Source organism: Nonomuraea sp. NPDC048916 (assembly GCF_040649575.1).
In the GTDB taxonomy this organism is placed as follows: Bacteria; Actinomycetota; Actinomycetes; order Streptosporangiales; family Streptosporangiaceae; genus Nonomuraea.
Genome location: NZ_JBEZFS010000054.1, coordinates 1 through 13,911 on the forward strand (window position 1 = coordinate 1; position 13,911 = coordinate 13,911).

Below are 13,911 nucleotides of genomic sequence, written 5' to 3' on the forward strand. Positions count from 1 at the left end.
CAGCCGGTTGCCTTCATCGTCATCGATCTCGCGGACGCGAACCCGTTCAGCCACCACAGCAGTCTGAAACGATCACGCCGACCGAGGTGGGACCTTGATCGGCGTGCCGTTACGAAACAGGGCAAACCCGATCTGCTACGGCACTAGCAGGCCCGGCCGGTGCGCACCCGGGTGAATCGCCCCGGCTTCGGTGGAGACTTGATCTCTTGAGAGGATCGAGTCCATGCCAGGCAAACCCACCTACCCCGCCGAACTGCGCCGGCGAGCGGTTTGTCGACGACACGTGAAGTTTTCACGTGTCGTCGACACGAGCAGGGCGATGGCCTCGCGGATGTGGCGCCCAGGCGGTGGCCACTCCGACGCCGAAGCCGGGCCGCAACTCCGGCGAGCGTTTCGTCCTTGCGCAGGTGGACCAGCACGAGGAGTGCCTGCTGGCCTGGGTTGAGACGCCTTCATGGTGAACGGATCCTCTTGCGGTGCCGGCGGATCAGGTCGGACAGGTAGGACAGCGTCCGAGATGACGATGACAACGCAGCACGGTAGAACAGCAGCTCGAAGCCTCTGGTGGATGGCCGACAACCCTTCCACCAGGGGCTTCTCTACTTGTCGATCAACCTGCCGCCGTCAGCAAGTTTTCGACCTGCCGTTCCAGGATGGAAACCCTCACTGTGCCGGAGGAGGCGAACGCCAAGGTCATAACCACTTCGATGCGAAGCCACTTAACCATGATCTCCATCAGGGCGAATAGGCCCTGTGACCTGCGCCGGAAGTCTTGGAGAGTCCGTGAACGTCCGAGCGTGTTCGCCACGATCGTCACTCAATACGTCACCCAGCGGGATGCCTCATCACGGCGGACAAGGATGCCGTCTGGGAGCCGTCGCCCTGCTCTTGCAGCCCGCTCAGGTGGCCTGCTCAGCCAGCCCAAGAACTGCAACGCCTGCCCTACGACCCGACCAACACCCTCGTCCGCAACGGCACCATCCCGGCCATTCGCGTGGGCAACCGCTGGGTGATCCCCAAGCGCCGGTTCCACACCTGGCTGGACGGAACGCCGGAAAGCGAGGCGAGCTGACATGGGACACATCGTCAAGACCAAGGCGGGAACGTACCGCGCCAACTGGCGCGACCAGACCGACCGCCAGCGCTCAAAGACCTTTCCCACCAAGCGGGAGGCGACGGCATTCCTCGCCGAGATCAACAGCGCGCTCAACCGCGGCTCCTATGTCGATCCGCACGCGGGCAAGACCAAGTTCGGCCCGTACGCGAGCAGTTGGCTCGCGTCCCGCAATCACGAGCTGGCCACCGCCGCGCGCGACCAGTCCATCATGCGCAACCATGTCCAGCCTCGCCGGCAGGACGTACCGCTCGGCAAGGTCGACCACTCAGCCGTTCAGGCATGGGTCACCGACCTCGGCAAGCGCCTCTCCTCCGCCACCGTGATCGAATGCCATCGCCTGCTGTCCGGGGTAATGCGCTCGGCCGTGCGGGATCGGCTGATCGGTGCGAACCCGTGTGAGGGCGTACGCCTGCCGAGGCGCCGCCGCCAGGACGCCGATGACCGCATCATCACGCGGGAGGAGTTCGCCATGCTCCTCCGGCACGTCCCCGACCGGTACCGCGCCGTCGTCGCCCTGGCCGCAGGAGCGGGACTGCGGTGGGGTGGGTGCGCCGGGCTGCGGTGGGATGCCATCGACCTCGATGCCGGTACCGTCCGGGTGCTCCGCGTCGCAGTCGAGATCAATGGGCACATCACGATCAAGCCCTATCCCAAGTCCAAGGCGGGTCGACGGCTGGCCATGACCCGCGCCTTCGCCGAGTCACAACGCCTGCGTGCTCGACTGGCAGCACCCAAGCTGGTGGTTCTGGCCCCACCGCCAGGCCCTCGCCGACACCGCCGGCTGGCCCATCGAGATCTTCCCCAATGGCGACTACTACGTCTTCCTCCTTGAAGACATGACCAACGGCACCTTCGGCCACCCCTGGGAACAGACCCTCTGCATCTTCGGCTCCAGCCTGCTCCCCGAACTTGCCCCGCTGCTCACCTCGTGGCTGCCAGTCAGGCGAGTCCGTCCCTGACACCTCCGCCCACGGCAAGCGGCTCCAACGGGTTGACCTGGTGTGCAGGAGGGGTTGAGAAGATCGTTTCCCGGAAGGGAAGTGATCGCTTCCCAGACGGTAGCTGCGAGAGATGAGAGCATTCCCGCCGCCTTCTCGTTGATGGTGTGCGGGCGGGCTGAACTCCGGCGGTAGCGAGGCAGACCCGGTTTGATCAGAATGTGACTCATGAACGATGTGCGCACGCTTGATGGTTCAGGGCCCGTTGAGGTTGCTGTCGGGGATGAGGGTGATCTCCCCGGAATTGTCGACCTCCTCAACGATGTGGCGGCGAACTCGATCGCGTCTTTCGACACCCGGCCGATCAGGGTGGATGAGCGGCGCGCCTGGTTCGAACGGTTCTCCTCCGCTGGCCCTTACCGACTGCTCGTGGCTCGACGAGACGGTCAGGTGGTGGGCTATGCCTGCAGTCAGCGTTACCGGGATCACGATGCCTTCCGGGAGACGGTTGAGCTCAGCGTCGCGATCGATGCCGGTTGCCGGGGCTTGGGGGTGGGAACGTCGCTGTATCGGGCTCTGTTCGAAAGCATTGCCGACGAGCCGATCCATGTGGCCGTCGTAGGCATCGCCATGCCCAACGATGCATCGGTCGCGTTGCATCGGAAGTTCGGCTTCACAGAGGTCGGCACGTTCCACGAGTACGCCGCCAAGAACGGTCAGTACATCAGTTCGCTGTGGATGGAGCGTCTTCTTTAACGACCGCCCGCAGCGGCATACGCCTGCGTGACCCTGCCGGTCTTGGCGTCCTTTCGCCGGAGATCATCTTGCAGTCTTCAGGGTCAGCGATGCCATCGCCGCCTACAGTGTGGAGTTTAAACTATGCGCTGAGTGATGACGGTGGTTCGGGACTGCCGCGAGGGAGGCGATGGTGACGTCGCTGCTGACAAAGCTGAACCGGGCCGAGGAGGCCGCACGGCAGCAATGCGCCGAGCTGTCCAGGCAGATGGAGGAGCTGCAGGAGCGGATGGCCACCGCACGACGGCGCTTGGAACGACTGTCCATCGCGCGCGAGGAGTTGACCGCGCTGGAGGCGGCCGCCGAGCCGGCCGACGCGGAGCCCGGCGAGGCCGCCGTTGCCCATCCTCATGGTGATGCAGGCCACGTCGCCCCGGAAACCGCCGGGCACGCGGAGGTCCCTCAGAAGCGTCCGGCCCTGCGGGGGTTGCGCAAGGACGCGGTGGTGTTGCTGGCCAGCTCCGACGAGCCGCTACGGGCGCGGGATGTGGTGCGGGCGCTGGGTCAGCAGGATGTCCGCGGTCAGGTGGAGGGGATGCGCGCGCGGCTCAAGCGGCTGGTGGTCGATGGCTGGCTGACCGAGCGCGAGCAGGGCTTGTTCGCGATCGCGTCCGGCGTGAACGGGTTCGCCGGCGAAGGGGCGCCGCCACGAACTGAACAGGGCTTGCCGGTCTGGTGACGGGATCAAAAGAGTGGTGCCGCCGAGTAGCAGCTCGACGGCACCGGGTTGCGTGAGCGCCCAACAGTCCTAACTCTTTGAAGGCCACCAGCAGCCATCACCCTGCGCCCCGGCGACCTCGGCCACCTCGACAAATTCCGCCAGGACCTGCCTTACCTCAGCCCTTCGTGGCGAGGGACGTACTCCACTGCCAGGGCGATGACGGAGGGGCTGAATGGCCGCCTCAAAGGCCACGACCTCGACCTGAGTGATCCGAAGAACCGGCTCGCCCACGGTCGCGTCGCCCAGACCATCCTGGTCGCCCTGCTCGTCGCCGTCGCCAACGACCACTTCCTCGACCAGTGGCGCCATATCCACCAGCCCCCCAACGAGCCCGACACATCTACCGATATCTTCGAGATCCCAGCAGAGCACATCGACCGCACACCGCACACCGCTCGCCGGCCGGAGCAGGCCACCACCCGCCGAATAACCCGCAATTCAGATCACCTTGTCGCAGCACCCAGCTCGGAGCCAGCATCGCCATGCCCAGCGACGCAGATTCCGACCCCTGCCAGCGCCCTGACACCACCCGGGCCTTCCCGGACACCTGCTCCGTGGCTCCCAAACCAGGACGAACCCGATTCGGAAACCCCTGAAACGACAAGATCCCGCCCGATCACGATGATCAGACGGGATCCCGTCAACTTCAGTCCAGCCGTTTCAAGAACGGCCCCCGGGTGGAGATGAGGGGATTCGAACCCCTGACCCTTCGATGCGAAGCCACTTGAACGTGATCACTATCAGGTGCGGACCGACCTCTGACCTGCACCGGGAGTCTCCAGAAGTACGCGAACGTCCGACGGCGTACGCCTCGATCGTCACTCACTTTGTCACCCAGCAACCTGGCCGATCAACCAGCCCAGACCAACTCGTAGATGGTCATCAGCTCAGCCTGTTCATCGACGTGGAAGTGAAGCAGGCCGTAATCACCGAAGGTGGCCTGCCGATAGTCCGTACGTCCGGGATACAGCACCTGCGCATCCCACGGCTCCTCCAGCAGATCGGCGGTCCGCTCAACCAGAGCCGTCAGGGCAGCATCGGGGAAGTCCTTCATCCTCGCCAACGCCGAAGAAGACAGAACAACGCGAAAGCTCACGTACGCCGCACCCGAGCCAGACGCTCCTCCCAGTCGGGAATCGCCTCCTCAAACGCCACACCCTCGCCGACGCCCCGACCCGCCTCCTCAGCACGCTGATCGTAGGTGGGATCGGAGAACGCGATCGAGTTCAGCCACCACAGGTTGAGGACCTCAGGCAGGCGATGGTACTCACCCGGCTCACGCGCCGCCTCCCACGCCTCGTGATACTGGGCCAGGAACACCGGACGCCACTTCTCCGGCAGAGCCCGGAGGATCGCTTCCGGGTCGTACCGAGGATCATGGACAGGCTGCGCGCTCATGCCCCCACGGTACCCGCCAACTCCCCTCACGCCTCAGAATCCGTACCATCTGAGAGATCACTCTCTACTGGGGGCAGACGCCTTGTCGATCAGCTCCAGGGATTCATGAGGAGCAAACTCATTTAAGAAGCGTCGACGCTGCCTGTCAGCGTCCGTGCAGAAGACGCCCTCTAGACCGCCTGATCCCAATTCGTGCCCACAAGATGCGCCGTGCACCTATTCGACGGGGGACAGGAAGGATGCCTCCGCGATCCGGCGGATCGTGTGCCAGGCCAGGTGCGGATCCGTCGCCAGGAGCAGGCGCGTCTCGGCGATGCGGTCAATGGTGTTCGGCTCGGTCTCCGCCTGCAGCGGCGCCAAGGAAACCTGCGAACTCTCGATGAAGATCCTACTCAGGGCCGCCAGGATGAAAAGGTAGGCCTGGGTCTGAACGACCACAAACTCGTCCGCCGCATCGGGTGGCGCGGCGTCGGCGAGATCGTCGAGGGCGGCGACGGTAAGGGGAGCCGCAGCCGCGCATTTGGCCAGCCATTCGGTGATGGCCGGAGCGTGATCGCCGGTGAGCTGCGCGGCCGCGCGAAGCTGGGCTCCGATGACCACGCTGAGGTCCTGCCGGATCAGCCTGGCCGCCAAGGAGACCAGGTCGTGGTCGTCGTGTCGCGCCGCGAGAGTGGAAAGATCGAGTGTGGCACGCAGCAGGTCGCGGGGCAGGCCGCCGGTCAGCGCGTGGCACAGCCAGACGTACGGGATCGGCAGGTTTATCCCGCGGCGGGTCAGCAGAGTACGCGATTCGGCGCTCCGCAGAGGCGGGATGCGGACGATCGTGTCGAAAGCGCTGTCAAAGGTGTTCCTGATGGCGAGGCTCCGGCGCTCAAACCCAGTGAGAGCATCCTCCGACAGGGCCACGAGGAAGTAGCAACCGTGCACCCCGAAAATCACTTTCAGGTCGTTGAGGAAGCGCTCGGCGTCTTCAGCGGTCCCGATCTTGTCCAGTTCGTCGATCCCGATGATGACCTTGCCCTGCAGGCGCTGCCGGTCCAGGGAGATCTGGCCCAGCAGGTCTCGCAGGTCCGCAACCAACTGCGGATAACTCCGCGCCTGCTCGGTTCGCTGTAAGGCAGACTGTCTGCTCAGTTTGCCTCCTCCCGGCAGGCCCACCTCGCCGCTGTGCGTCTGGGTCACCGCCTGCAGATAGCGCAGTGACCGTAGGTGAGCGCGGGCGGTAACCTCCGAGGTGCTGGACCACATGACCTGCGGCCTGCGCCGGCTCGATCGCCACGCCGCGGCCAGACCCATGACGATCAGGATCGCCCCGAGTGCGGCGACGAGCAGTTCCGGTCGCTTGTTCACGTCGACTATCACCGGCTGGATATGAGCCCAGCGCAGCGACCCAGCCAGCATTGCGGTGCCGAGCAATACGGCGATCGGGGGCAGGAGTCTGACGAGGCGGAACTTCAGCCTGCGCGCTGAAGCCTGCTCGCCGGTGTCCCCGGTGACCTCCTCGCAGACCTTGAGGAACAGGTGGGTAAGGAAGTCCTTGGGGTCGTAAGCAGTAGGCGCATGGACCAACAGGCACAGATGCGCCGTCGCCCCGTTCTGGTCACGGCCGCACAAGTGGCGCAGGACCGTACTCTTGCCCGCGCCCCTGGAACCGCTCACCCCGACACTCCCGCTGCCGAGCTTGGCGACGAGGTGCCTCAGATACTTGCTCTGCTCGGTGGCTACGAACTCGTCAATCCTGCTCAGCCCGCCGAGCCTGCTCAGATCGAGCTCGGGCAGGACCGTGCTCATGTCGTCGCGCTCGTCGTGCAGTTCGGCGCGCAGGAGGGGCATGACGCCCTCTCGCACCATGGCGCCGATCCAGTCCTGGTACGCCTGCTCGGCCGCGACACGATACCCGGCCAGGTTCGGAGGTAACCGCAGCCACTCGGCCGGGTCACGGGCAGCGAGGATCGTCCGTATCTGGAAGGAAGGCGCGCTCGACAGCCACAACAAGATCGCTACCAGCCAGGCGCCGTAGGATGCCCACAACAGCAGAGGCGGCTCCGCTGGCTCACGCGCCACCTGGACAAAGCCTGTCGCCTGGTCGAAGAAGGAGCAGACCAGCCCACCGGCCAACAGGAGCGGCAGCGGACGGGTCAGCGCATTGCGCAGCGCCCTACCGTAGGTGCTGCCTTTTCCTTGCTGCTTTCTGTGCGCCATCGCCAGGCTAATCACCGACATGACCACGCACCCCACCAGGGCTGCCGCTAGTACGAGCCTGAACGTCCCCACCGGCAGCCACCACATGCCCGCCGTCCACCCCGCCAGACCTCCCGCTAGCCAGGCCGCCACGCGGTACACCCGTGCGGGACGACTCCAGAACGGCAGCCAGGCAGCGTCGACGAGACGCTCCCGTGCCTGGGTAAAGCGCTCGTACTGCGCTGCAGCCGCCCAATCGACCGCGTCAGCGTTGGCTGCGATCAGCCTTTGGACCAGGCCTTTCACGGCCGCGCGGGAACGGTTCTGGCTGGACTCGTCGATCTTCAACAGCACCTCGCTCAGGACGAGGGTCTCTTCGCAGATCTTCGCCTGGGCCACCTCGTCTATGTTGCTCGTCGGCGGCAGCACGGTGAACTGCGACCTCACCATGAACGGCGGCTGCGCCTTGGGCACGTCGGCGGGCGGCTTATCGCCGGCGGGTGCCGTGACGGGGGCATCGTCGAGCGGGGCCTCAGGCTCGGTGATGTCACGGGCGAGCTGGGTCTCCTCGTCGAGCGTCTCACGCACGGCAGCGGCGGCGGGCTTCGCCAGGCGTGGTCCAGCCAGCAGGTCCCGGAGGAGGTGACGGAACCGGTAGACCGGCCCGACCTGCTGGAGCAGGCCGATGCGGTGCGCGTGCTGAAGGAACGACATCAGCCGGAACGGAACCTTACGCCGGGCCGCGAGGATGACGACCGTCAGAAGATAGGCGAAACCGGGTGTGCCCATCCCGAAGATGAGCCCGGCCACCGAGCCGATCCAGAGAGCTGCCTGGAACCCTGGCGATATCCCCGTGATGAGGCGCTGGACGAGCTCGTATGAGGCGGCGACGGCAAGCCCGGCCACGAACGATTCGGCCAACGCGGCAACCAGAGCGGCACCGAGGGTCGCTCGAGGGGATGCGGACTGACGGCGGATCCTGGAACGAGGACGAAGAGCGATGGAGCGGCGTCGTCCGAAGGACGCTGCCAGGTAGCCGGTCAACCCTCCCATCCCCGCTAGCAGTAGGAGCAGCGGAGCGGTCCCGGCAGAGAAGGCGGACAGGGCGATCGCCACAGTCAGCATGAGGCCGGCGCCGAAGCTAGCGCCGAGACCCTTGTGGAGGACCGGCGAGACGGCGCCCGGCAGCTGCCACCACGCTAAGTCGCTGGTCATCGCCCCCGTCATGTAATGGGCGAGAAAGGACAGCCAACGACGGGTGTCAGTTGGGTGATAGCTCCGCTCGGCGTATGCGGGCAAGGACTGTGAATCGACGAGCCGGTCGAGCAGATGACGTTCTATGGCCTCGGCGTCGGGAAGGCGGATGGTGTCCAAAAGCTCGGAGGGATCGCCGTCGCGGCCGTACGCCTTAAACAACAAGGAAGTTGCCCACGGCATGGTCAGCGCCTGGGCGAGCGGACCCTTGGGACTCGTGACGAGTGCGTCCAGCAGGGCGGCCCAACCCGCACTGGATGACCCCGGAAGGCGAACAGAGAGAGCCTGGACGACGTCGGCAGGATGCAGCGAAAGCAGCTCGATCACTAGGCCACCGGCGAAGAGTCCCGATCCTCGATCATCGAAGAGTTCCCGGAACTCCGAAGTCCGGCTGGTGATGATCAAGGGCTCACCGGGCGCCGACATCGCCTGGAGCGCGCTCACGACAAGCGCCCGCTGGGCGATGGGAACCTCGTCGAGCCCATCCAGGATCGGCAGGATCCGACGCCGGGCAACCAGTGCACGGGCGGTGTCCGGGCCGGACGACATGGCGGCCAGCACGGGATACTCGGCCTGCAGACGGGCCGCCAGCCAGTCATGGAATGGCTGGATCGTGGGATCCCAGCTAGAGAGGCCGAATATGACCGGGACAGGATCATCCTTGGCGCGGTTGTCCAGCAGCTCAAGAAGCACGAGTTTCGCGAGAGTCGTCTTTCCTGATCCTGGTGCGCCGAGGATCAGCAGCCGGCGCACGGGCGACGACATGAATGATCGAACCAGGTTTTCGGCGTTGCCCCTAACCCTCGGGCTGCCGAGGCCGCTCCATCGGAGCGGCAAAGGGGCGGGGTCGAACAGGCCCGCTGTGAGCGCTTCCCATACATATGCGTCTCGTACAAGGGCTGCCAGCCTGACCTCCGCCTCCTCAAGGTGCTCGGAGTCCGGAGGAGATTGTGAGAGTTGCCTCGACGCGTAAGCCAGGAGCAAGCCGCCGCCTACCGCCATCCAGAAAGTCAGAAAAACCCAGCTCCAGTTCACCTTCCCGTCATCGATGACCTGGTTGACCGCCAGACCGATGGCGGCAGCCATCGTGACCGATGCAATGGTCCGCGCCAGCATCCGCGGACGTCGCATCCCAGCCTTAGACGCGACGGCGGCCGGCTGGGAGCCGTTGGCGCGGAATTGCAGCAACAGCGCCGCCACCGCGACCACCAGCCCGCCCGCGCCGATGAACATGCTCACCACGCTGGCCCGCTGATCCAGCACGCCCAGCACGTCCGCCGACAGGTGCAGCGGATCGGCGAAGAAGCCAGCCAGCCCCACCGCCAGCATCGCCGCCATCACCACGACTGCGGCGAGCATCACCCACCGCCATACCTGCGAACGGGGCGCCGGCCCTGAACCCCCTGGCGTCTTCGACATGCCTCCACAGTGCTCCATACCAGCACGAGCGGGACCCATAGTGACGAACGCGTTACCAGCCATCCACCCTCTGCGGATCGGTCGCAGTGTCGGCGCGCAACACGACGTGCGCGGGCGACATCACCTGTGAGATCGTCGTGGCCGGCCGGGTGGTCAGCCCGTACCACGTCGGAGGGAGCGTTCGTGATCGCCTCCTGTGACGGCACCGTCCCGTAGACCGAGCGCTACTCGATAGCGGCATGTGACCGTGCGGACGCATGGCGATACGAAGCCCTGCTTGCGTAGAGGGCGTGCACATCCTCAAGCGATCAGCTACTGCCGCGGCTGCCAGCGCGGCCGGGCTCGGCATGGCCAGCGCCGCCTACCAGACGTGGGGCTTGGCCCGGGACTGGCGCCGCTACCCGCCGCCCGGCCGCATGGTCAATGTCGGCGGTCGGCGTATCCACCTCTGGATCGAGGGAGAGGGCGATCCAGCAGTGGTGCTCATCCCTGCCTGCGGCGAATCCTCCACCGACTTCGCGGCACTGCTGCCCAAGTTGGCTGGAGGGACGACAACCGTCATCTTCGACCGCGGCAAGGCCTGGGTGGGCGTCGATGAACCTCATGCACCGCCGCCGGGTCGGGTCGAACTCCTGGGCGAAATAAGCGCTGGCCGCCCGCAGGATCTCGTTGACCCGCTTGAGCTCGGCGTTCTCTCGGGCAAGCCGCCGGTTCTCCTCCAGCATCGCGGTGGTCGGCAGGTCGTCACGCTCGCCGTGGTCGGCCTGGTCCTGCCGGATCCAGTTCCGCAGCGCCTCACGATGGATGCCCCTGCCCAGTTGCTCGGCCAGGTGCGCGATCACCGGCTTTGGCTCAGCCTGCCGATACAACCTCAGCGCACGCTCGCGTAGCTCCAGTGGGTACTTCCGCTTCCCCATGATCGAGACCTTTCCCATGATCCACAGGCCGTGATCCAAAGCCTCCAGAAAAACGGGGGAAGCTCACTCAGCCACCCGCGACACGCGCGGCGAAGCTCGGCGCTGGAGCGACTTCACCCACGTCGCCGGGCGACGTCTCGCCGATGCCGCCCCGCAGGCCAGGCTCACATGGAGCCCCGACGGACTCACGATCTTCGTGCCCGAAGGCCTGCTGACCATCGACACTGCCGCGCAACTCGAGCAGGCCTTGGACCGAGTGCTGGGCGAGCAGCAGCACCCCGGAGGCGGCTGATGCCCTACTACCGCAAGCTGAAGTCCGGCAAGTGGCAGGCGACCGTGTGGATGCCCAACGGCCGCCGCGTCACCCAGTCGAACAAGCTCAAGTCCGTCGTCAAGGACTGGGCACTCAAGCTCGAGGCCGAGTACAAGAGCGGCCACCGGCGCGACCCCCGCGCCGGCGAGGTCAAGCTCGGCGAATGGCGGGAGCGTCGCCGGCAGGCTTCGGCGCTGGAGTCGCCGACCCAGGCGAAGGTCGACTCGCTCTGGCGCACCCACTGCGAGGGGATGTGGGCGAACTGGCCCATGACGGCAGTGACCCGCATGGAGGCCCAGTCCTGGGTCAACAAGCTGAAGGGCACCAAGCGGGCCCGCCACTGGGGACCTGACGTCGTGGGCGACGACGAGGCAGTGCCGTACCTGTCGGCGGCCACCATCCACGAGATCGTCGCGGTGATGAGCAGCCTGTACACGGCGGCAATGCGGGAGGATCCACCGCTGGTGGCCGCCAACCCGTTCGCCAAGCTGAGGCTGCCCCGCAACGAGGTGCCACCGATCGCGTTCTACGAGCCGTCCGAGGCAGCCGCCCTCTACGACACCGTTGAGCGTATGTTCGGCCTTTCCTGCCGAACCCTGGTCGAGCTGGGCATGGACGTGGGGCTCAGACCCGGCGAGATCTACGGGCTCCACACCAACCGCATCGACTGGCTGCGCGGCCAGGTGCAGGTGCACTACGTCATGACCCGATACGGGCTGCGCGAGCACGGCAAGTCCAAGAAGTCCCGCCGCACCGTGCCGGTGCCGCCAGAGACGCTGGCCACGATGAAGACCCTCATGGACGGCCGCCAGCCGTGGGGCCAGTGCACCTGCCCGCGGTGCTGGCCAACGGCACTCGGCTGCCGAGTCGTGGCCCATGCCCGGGGCTGATGTTCCAGGCGGTCAAGGGCGGCCCGATCGACGACGGCGACTTCCGGACCCGGGTGTGATGCGTTGCAGTGGAGGCGACCCGCACGTGCGGCAAGCGGCCGCCGTCGAAGGAATACTCGCTCGGACTCCGCGCGGCCGGGTCGTGCGGGCTGGAGGTGTGCGACGATCCAGCGCACTTGCTGCCCCGGCACCCGCCGCGGGTGACGCGGCACACGGCGGCGTGCTGGTTGGTTCAGGCCGGCGTCCCGCTCTATCACGTTCAGCATCTGCTGGGCCATGAGCGCTCGTCGACCACGGAGCGCTACGCGCACCTCGCTCCGGACGCCCACGGCGAGATTCTCGGGGTGTGGGCGCGGCGTTCCGGCGGCGACGCTTCCGAACGCTCTGACGCACGTGTGACGCACGAACGGCTAGAGGCCCGCCCCTCGCGATGAGGTGCGGGCCTCTAACCTGCAAAAATGCCAGTGGAGATGAGGGGATTCGAACCCCTGACCCCTTCGATGCGAACGAAGTGCGCTACCGGACTGCGCTACATCCCCATGAACCTCGACCAGATTAGCAAACTCCAGGAGGTTCTCGCGCCACCAATCAGTCGCCCACCGCGCGCCTCGGCGGTTCGGCGTACTGGTCGAAGAGGACGTCCGCCTGCCGGGCCGCGAGGTCGATGATCTCGGCCTCGGCCTGCTCGGCGGCGAGCCGCTCGGCGCGGCGCTGTTCGCGGAGCCGGCGGGCTCGCGCCTGGGCGGCCCGCTGGCGGCGTTCCTGATCGACCTGTACGGCGATGCGCAGGAAGGCCAGGTAGGACAGCATGATGACCACGGCCGGGGCGACTCCCCACCACGGCATCATGTCGACCGAGGCGGTCACCACCGAGGCGATGACGAGCAGTGCGGTGAAGAAGAGGAGGCGGCGGCGCCGGGCCACGATGATGGCGCGTCGCCGGGCTCGAAACTGCCGGGGGTCGATGCGCTCGCTCTCCAGCGGCATGGCGTCGTCGTCGGACTCGGCGCCCTCGCCCGCGTCCATGGAGAGGTGTTCGAGGTCGGGCAGTTGGTGCTCGCCGGTGTAGTGTTCCTCGAGCTCCACCAGCTCGGCGAGGTTGGTCTTGTCCCTGCGCAGCCACATCGGGACAAGCACGCACAACCACATGACGACGATGGCGAGATAGAGGAGGACGCTGCTCACGACCACCTCCGGGCACGACGAAAACGCCCTCGTGTCGTCGGCGTTCTCGATGTGCTCACGTCACGCACCGTAAGACCGCGTGTCACTGATTGACGAGCATTCGGTGCGGTGTGTCGCGAGATCGTCAAACCTCTTCTACTGGAGACCCACCGTGAGCGGCTGCTTCACGCGCACGACGCCACTGCACGAGCAGCCCGCCAGGAACGTCCTCGACGGTCAACGCGTAACAGATGTGATCGCGCCAGGCCCCATCGATGTGGAGTTGACGACGCCGAATGCCTTCTTCCCGGAATCCGAGCTTCTCAACCACTCTGCGGCTGGCTTGGTTCTCGGGGCGGATGTTGGCTTCGAGGCGGTGGAGGCCGGTGGTGAAGAAGCAGTGGTCGACGGCCATGGCGAGGGCCGTGGGGGTGATGCCGCGGCCGGCGACGGCGCCGTCGATCCAGTAGCCGACCTGGGCGGAGCGGGCCGAGCCCCAGACGATGGCGCCGACGGTGAGCTGGCCGGCGAAGCGGCCACCGTAGGTGATCACCCAGGGTAGCGCCATGCCCTGCCTGGCCTCGCGGCGCAGGGTGCCGACCATGGAGATGTAGGGGCCCAGGCCGGTCCTGAACAGCGGCGTCTCCGGGTTGCTGGGCTCCCAGGGGCGCAGCCAGTCGGCGTTGCGCAGCCGGGTCTCGCGCCATGTTCGCACGTCGGCCAGCCGCAACGGCCGGAGGCCGACCGGCCCCTCCGCCAGGGTCGCCGGCCAGCCACGAAGTCGATCCACGTTTCTCATCATCC

The 13,911-nt window shown here is 66.4% G+C and carries 13 protein-coding genes and 1 tRNA gene; 6 read left to right on the forward strand and 8 right to left on the reverse strand.

The annotated features are described in order from the left end of the window. Positions 1 to 610: 610 nt before the first annotated feature. Positions 611 to 817 (reverse strand): hypothetical protein, encoded by a 207-nt coding sequence (locus tag AB0C16_RS36380; protein ID WP_357690035.1) that lies wholly within the window; start codon positions 815 to 817, stop codon positions 611 to 613. Between the two features lie 256 nt (positions 818 to 1,073). On the opposite strand from AB0C16_RS36380, the gene AB0C16_RS36385 reads away from it, so the two are divergent. The 4 genes from AB0C16_RS36385 (at position 1,074) to AB0C16_RS36400 (ending at position 3,529) form a co-directional block, all read left to right on the forward strand. Beyond that, complete coding sequence (locus AB0C16_RS36385; RefSeq protein ID WP_357690037.1) at positions 1,074 to 1,949, forward strand: hypothetical protein; 876 nt, start codon at positions 1,074 to 1,076, stop codon at positions 1,947 to 1,949. Next, positions 1,831 to 2,076, forward strand: a complete 246-nt coding sequence (locus AB0C16_RS36390) for a DUF2716 domain-containing protein (RefSeq protein WP_357690039.1) — start codon at positions 1,831 to 1,833, stop codon at positions 2,074 to 2,076. Before AB0C16_RS36385 ends, AB0C16_RS36390 begins: the two co-directional genes overlap by 119 nt. A gap of 207 nt (positions 2,077 to 2,283) precedes the next feature. After that, positions 2,284 to 2,811, forward strand: coding sequence for an N-acetyltransferase family protein (locus tag AB0C16_RS36395; protein WP_357690041.1), 528 nt, complete (start codon positions 2,284 to 2,286; stop codon positions 2,809 to 2,811). 172 nt (positions 2,812 to 2,983) lie between these two features. Further along, entirely contained in the window at positions 2,984 to 3,529 is a 546-nt protein-coding gene (locus AB0C16_RS36400) for a hypothetical protein (protein ID WP_357690043.1), read from the forward strand. A gap of 892 nt (positions 3,530 to 4,421) precedes the next feature. Here the strand turns inward: AB0C16_RS36400 and AB0C16_RS36405 are convergent. The 4 genes from AB0C16_RS36405 to AB0C16_RS36420 all read right to left on the reverse strand — a co-directional run bounded on the left by AB0C16_RS36405 (position 4,422) and on the right by AB0C16_RS36420 (position 10,758). Beyond that, a complete protein-coding gene (locus AB0C16_RS36405) occupies positions 4,422 to 4,667 on the reverse strand; it encodes a hypothetical protein (RefSeq protein WP_357690045.1) in 246 nt (81 codons plus the stop codon). After that, positions 4,664 to 4,969, reverse strand: a complete 306-nt coding sequence (locus tag AB0C16_RS36410; RefSeq protein WP_357690047.1) for a DUF6247 family protein — start codon at positions 4,967 to 4,969, stop codon at positions 4,664 to 4,666. The genes AB0C16_RS36405 and AB0C16_RS36410 overlap by 4 nt, the downstream gene beginning before the upstream one ends. Positions 4,970 to 5,185: 216 nt before the next feature. Further along, positions 5,186 to 9,763: an NACHT domain-containing protein gene (locus AB0C16_RS36415; protein WP_357690049.1), complete on the reverse strand. Its 4,578-nt coding sequence runs from the start codon at positions 9,761 to 9,763 to the stop codon at positions 5,186 to 5,188. Between the two features lie 368 nt (positions 9,764 to 10,131). Further along, positions 10,132 to 10,758, reverse strand: coding sequence for a transposase (locus AB0C16_RS36420; RefSeq protein ID WP_357690119.1), 627 nt, complete (start codon positions 10,756 to 10,758; stop codon positions 10,132 to 10,134). A gap of 273 nt (positions 10,759 to 11,031) precedes the next feature. Between AB0C16_RS36420 and AB0C16_RS36425 the strand changes: the two genes are divergently transcribed. Next, positions 11,032 to 11,943: a tyrosine-type recombinase/integrase gene (locus tag AB0C16_RS36425; protein WP_357690051.1), complete on the forward strand. Its 912-nt coding sequence runs from the start codon at positions 11,032 to 11,034 to the stop codon at positions 11,941 to 11,943. A 200-nt stretch (positions 11,944 to 12,143) separates the two neighbouring features. Then, positions 12,144 to 12,377 carry a tyrosine-type recombinase/integrase gene (locus AB0C16_RS36430; RefSeq protein ID WP_357690121.1) on the forward strand — a complete coding sequence of 78 codons (234 nt, stop codon included), beginning with the start codon at positions 12,144 to 12,146 and terminating at the stop codon, positions 12,375 to 12,377. 31 nt (positions 12,378 to 12,408) lie between these two features. Here the strand turns inward: AB0C16_RS36430 and AB0C16_RS36435 are convergent. The 3 genes from AB0C16_RS36435 to AB0C16_RS36445 all read right to left on the reverse strand — a co-directional run bounded on the left by AB0C16_RS36435 (position 12,409) and on the right by AB0C16_RS36445 (position 13,906). Then, positions 12,409 to 12,482, reverse strand: a tRNA-Ala gene (locus tag AB0C16_RS36435). Positions 12,483 to 12,531: 49 nt separating this feature from the next. Next, positions 12,532 to 13,128 carry a hypothetical protein gene (locus tag AB0C16_RS36440; RefSeq protein ID WP_357690053.1) on the reverse strand — a complete coding sequence of 199 codons (597 nt, stop codon included), beginning with the start codon at positions 13,126 to 13,128 and terminating at the stop codon, positions 12,532 to 12,534. Positions 13,129 to 13,252: 124 nt separating this feature from the next. Continuing rightward, complete coding sequence (locus AB0C16_RS36445) at positions 13,253 to 13,906, reverse strand: GNAT family protein (RefSeq protein ID WP_357690055.1); 654 nt, start codon at positions 13,904 to 13,906, stop codon at positions 13,253 to 13,255. Between the last annotated feature and the right edge of the window lie 5 nt (positions 13,907 to 13,911).

Excerpts from the sequence above, each read along its gene's own strand:
- AB0C16_RS36385 (WP_357690037.1), top strand. The coding sequence starts at position 1,074 with ATGGGACACATCGTCAAGACCAAGGCGGGAACGTACCGCGCCAACTGG.
- AB0C16_RS36395 (WP_357690041.1), top strand. The coding sequence starts at position 2,284 with ATGAACGATGTGCGCACGCTTGATGGTTCAGGGCCCGTTGAGGTTGCT.
- AB0C16_RS36410 (WP_357690047.1), bottom strand. The coding sequence starts at position 4,969 with ATGAGCGCGCAGCCTGTCCATGATCCTCGGTACGACCCGGAAGCGATC.
- AB0C16_RS36415 (WP_357690049.1), bottom strand. The coding sequence starts at position 9,763 with ATGCTCGCCGCAGTCGTGGTGATGGCGGCGATGCTGGCGGTGGGGCTG.
- AB0C16_RS36420 (WP_357690119.1), bottom strand. The coding sequence starts at position 10,758 with ATGGGAAAGGTCTCGATCATGGGGAAGCGGAAGTACCCACTGGAGCTA.
- AB0C16_RS36425 (WP_357690051.1), top strand. The coding sequence starts at position 11,032 with ATGCCCTACTACCGCAAGCTGAAGTCCGGCAAGTGGCAGGCGACCGTG.
- AB0C16_RS36445 (WP_357690055.1), bottom strand. The coding sequence starts at position 13,906 with ATGAGAAACGTGGATCGACTTCGTGGCTGGCCGGCGACCCTGGCGGAG.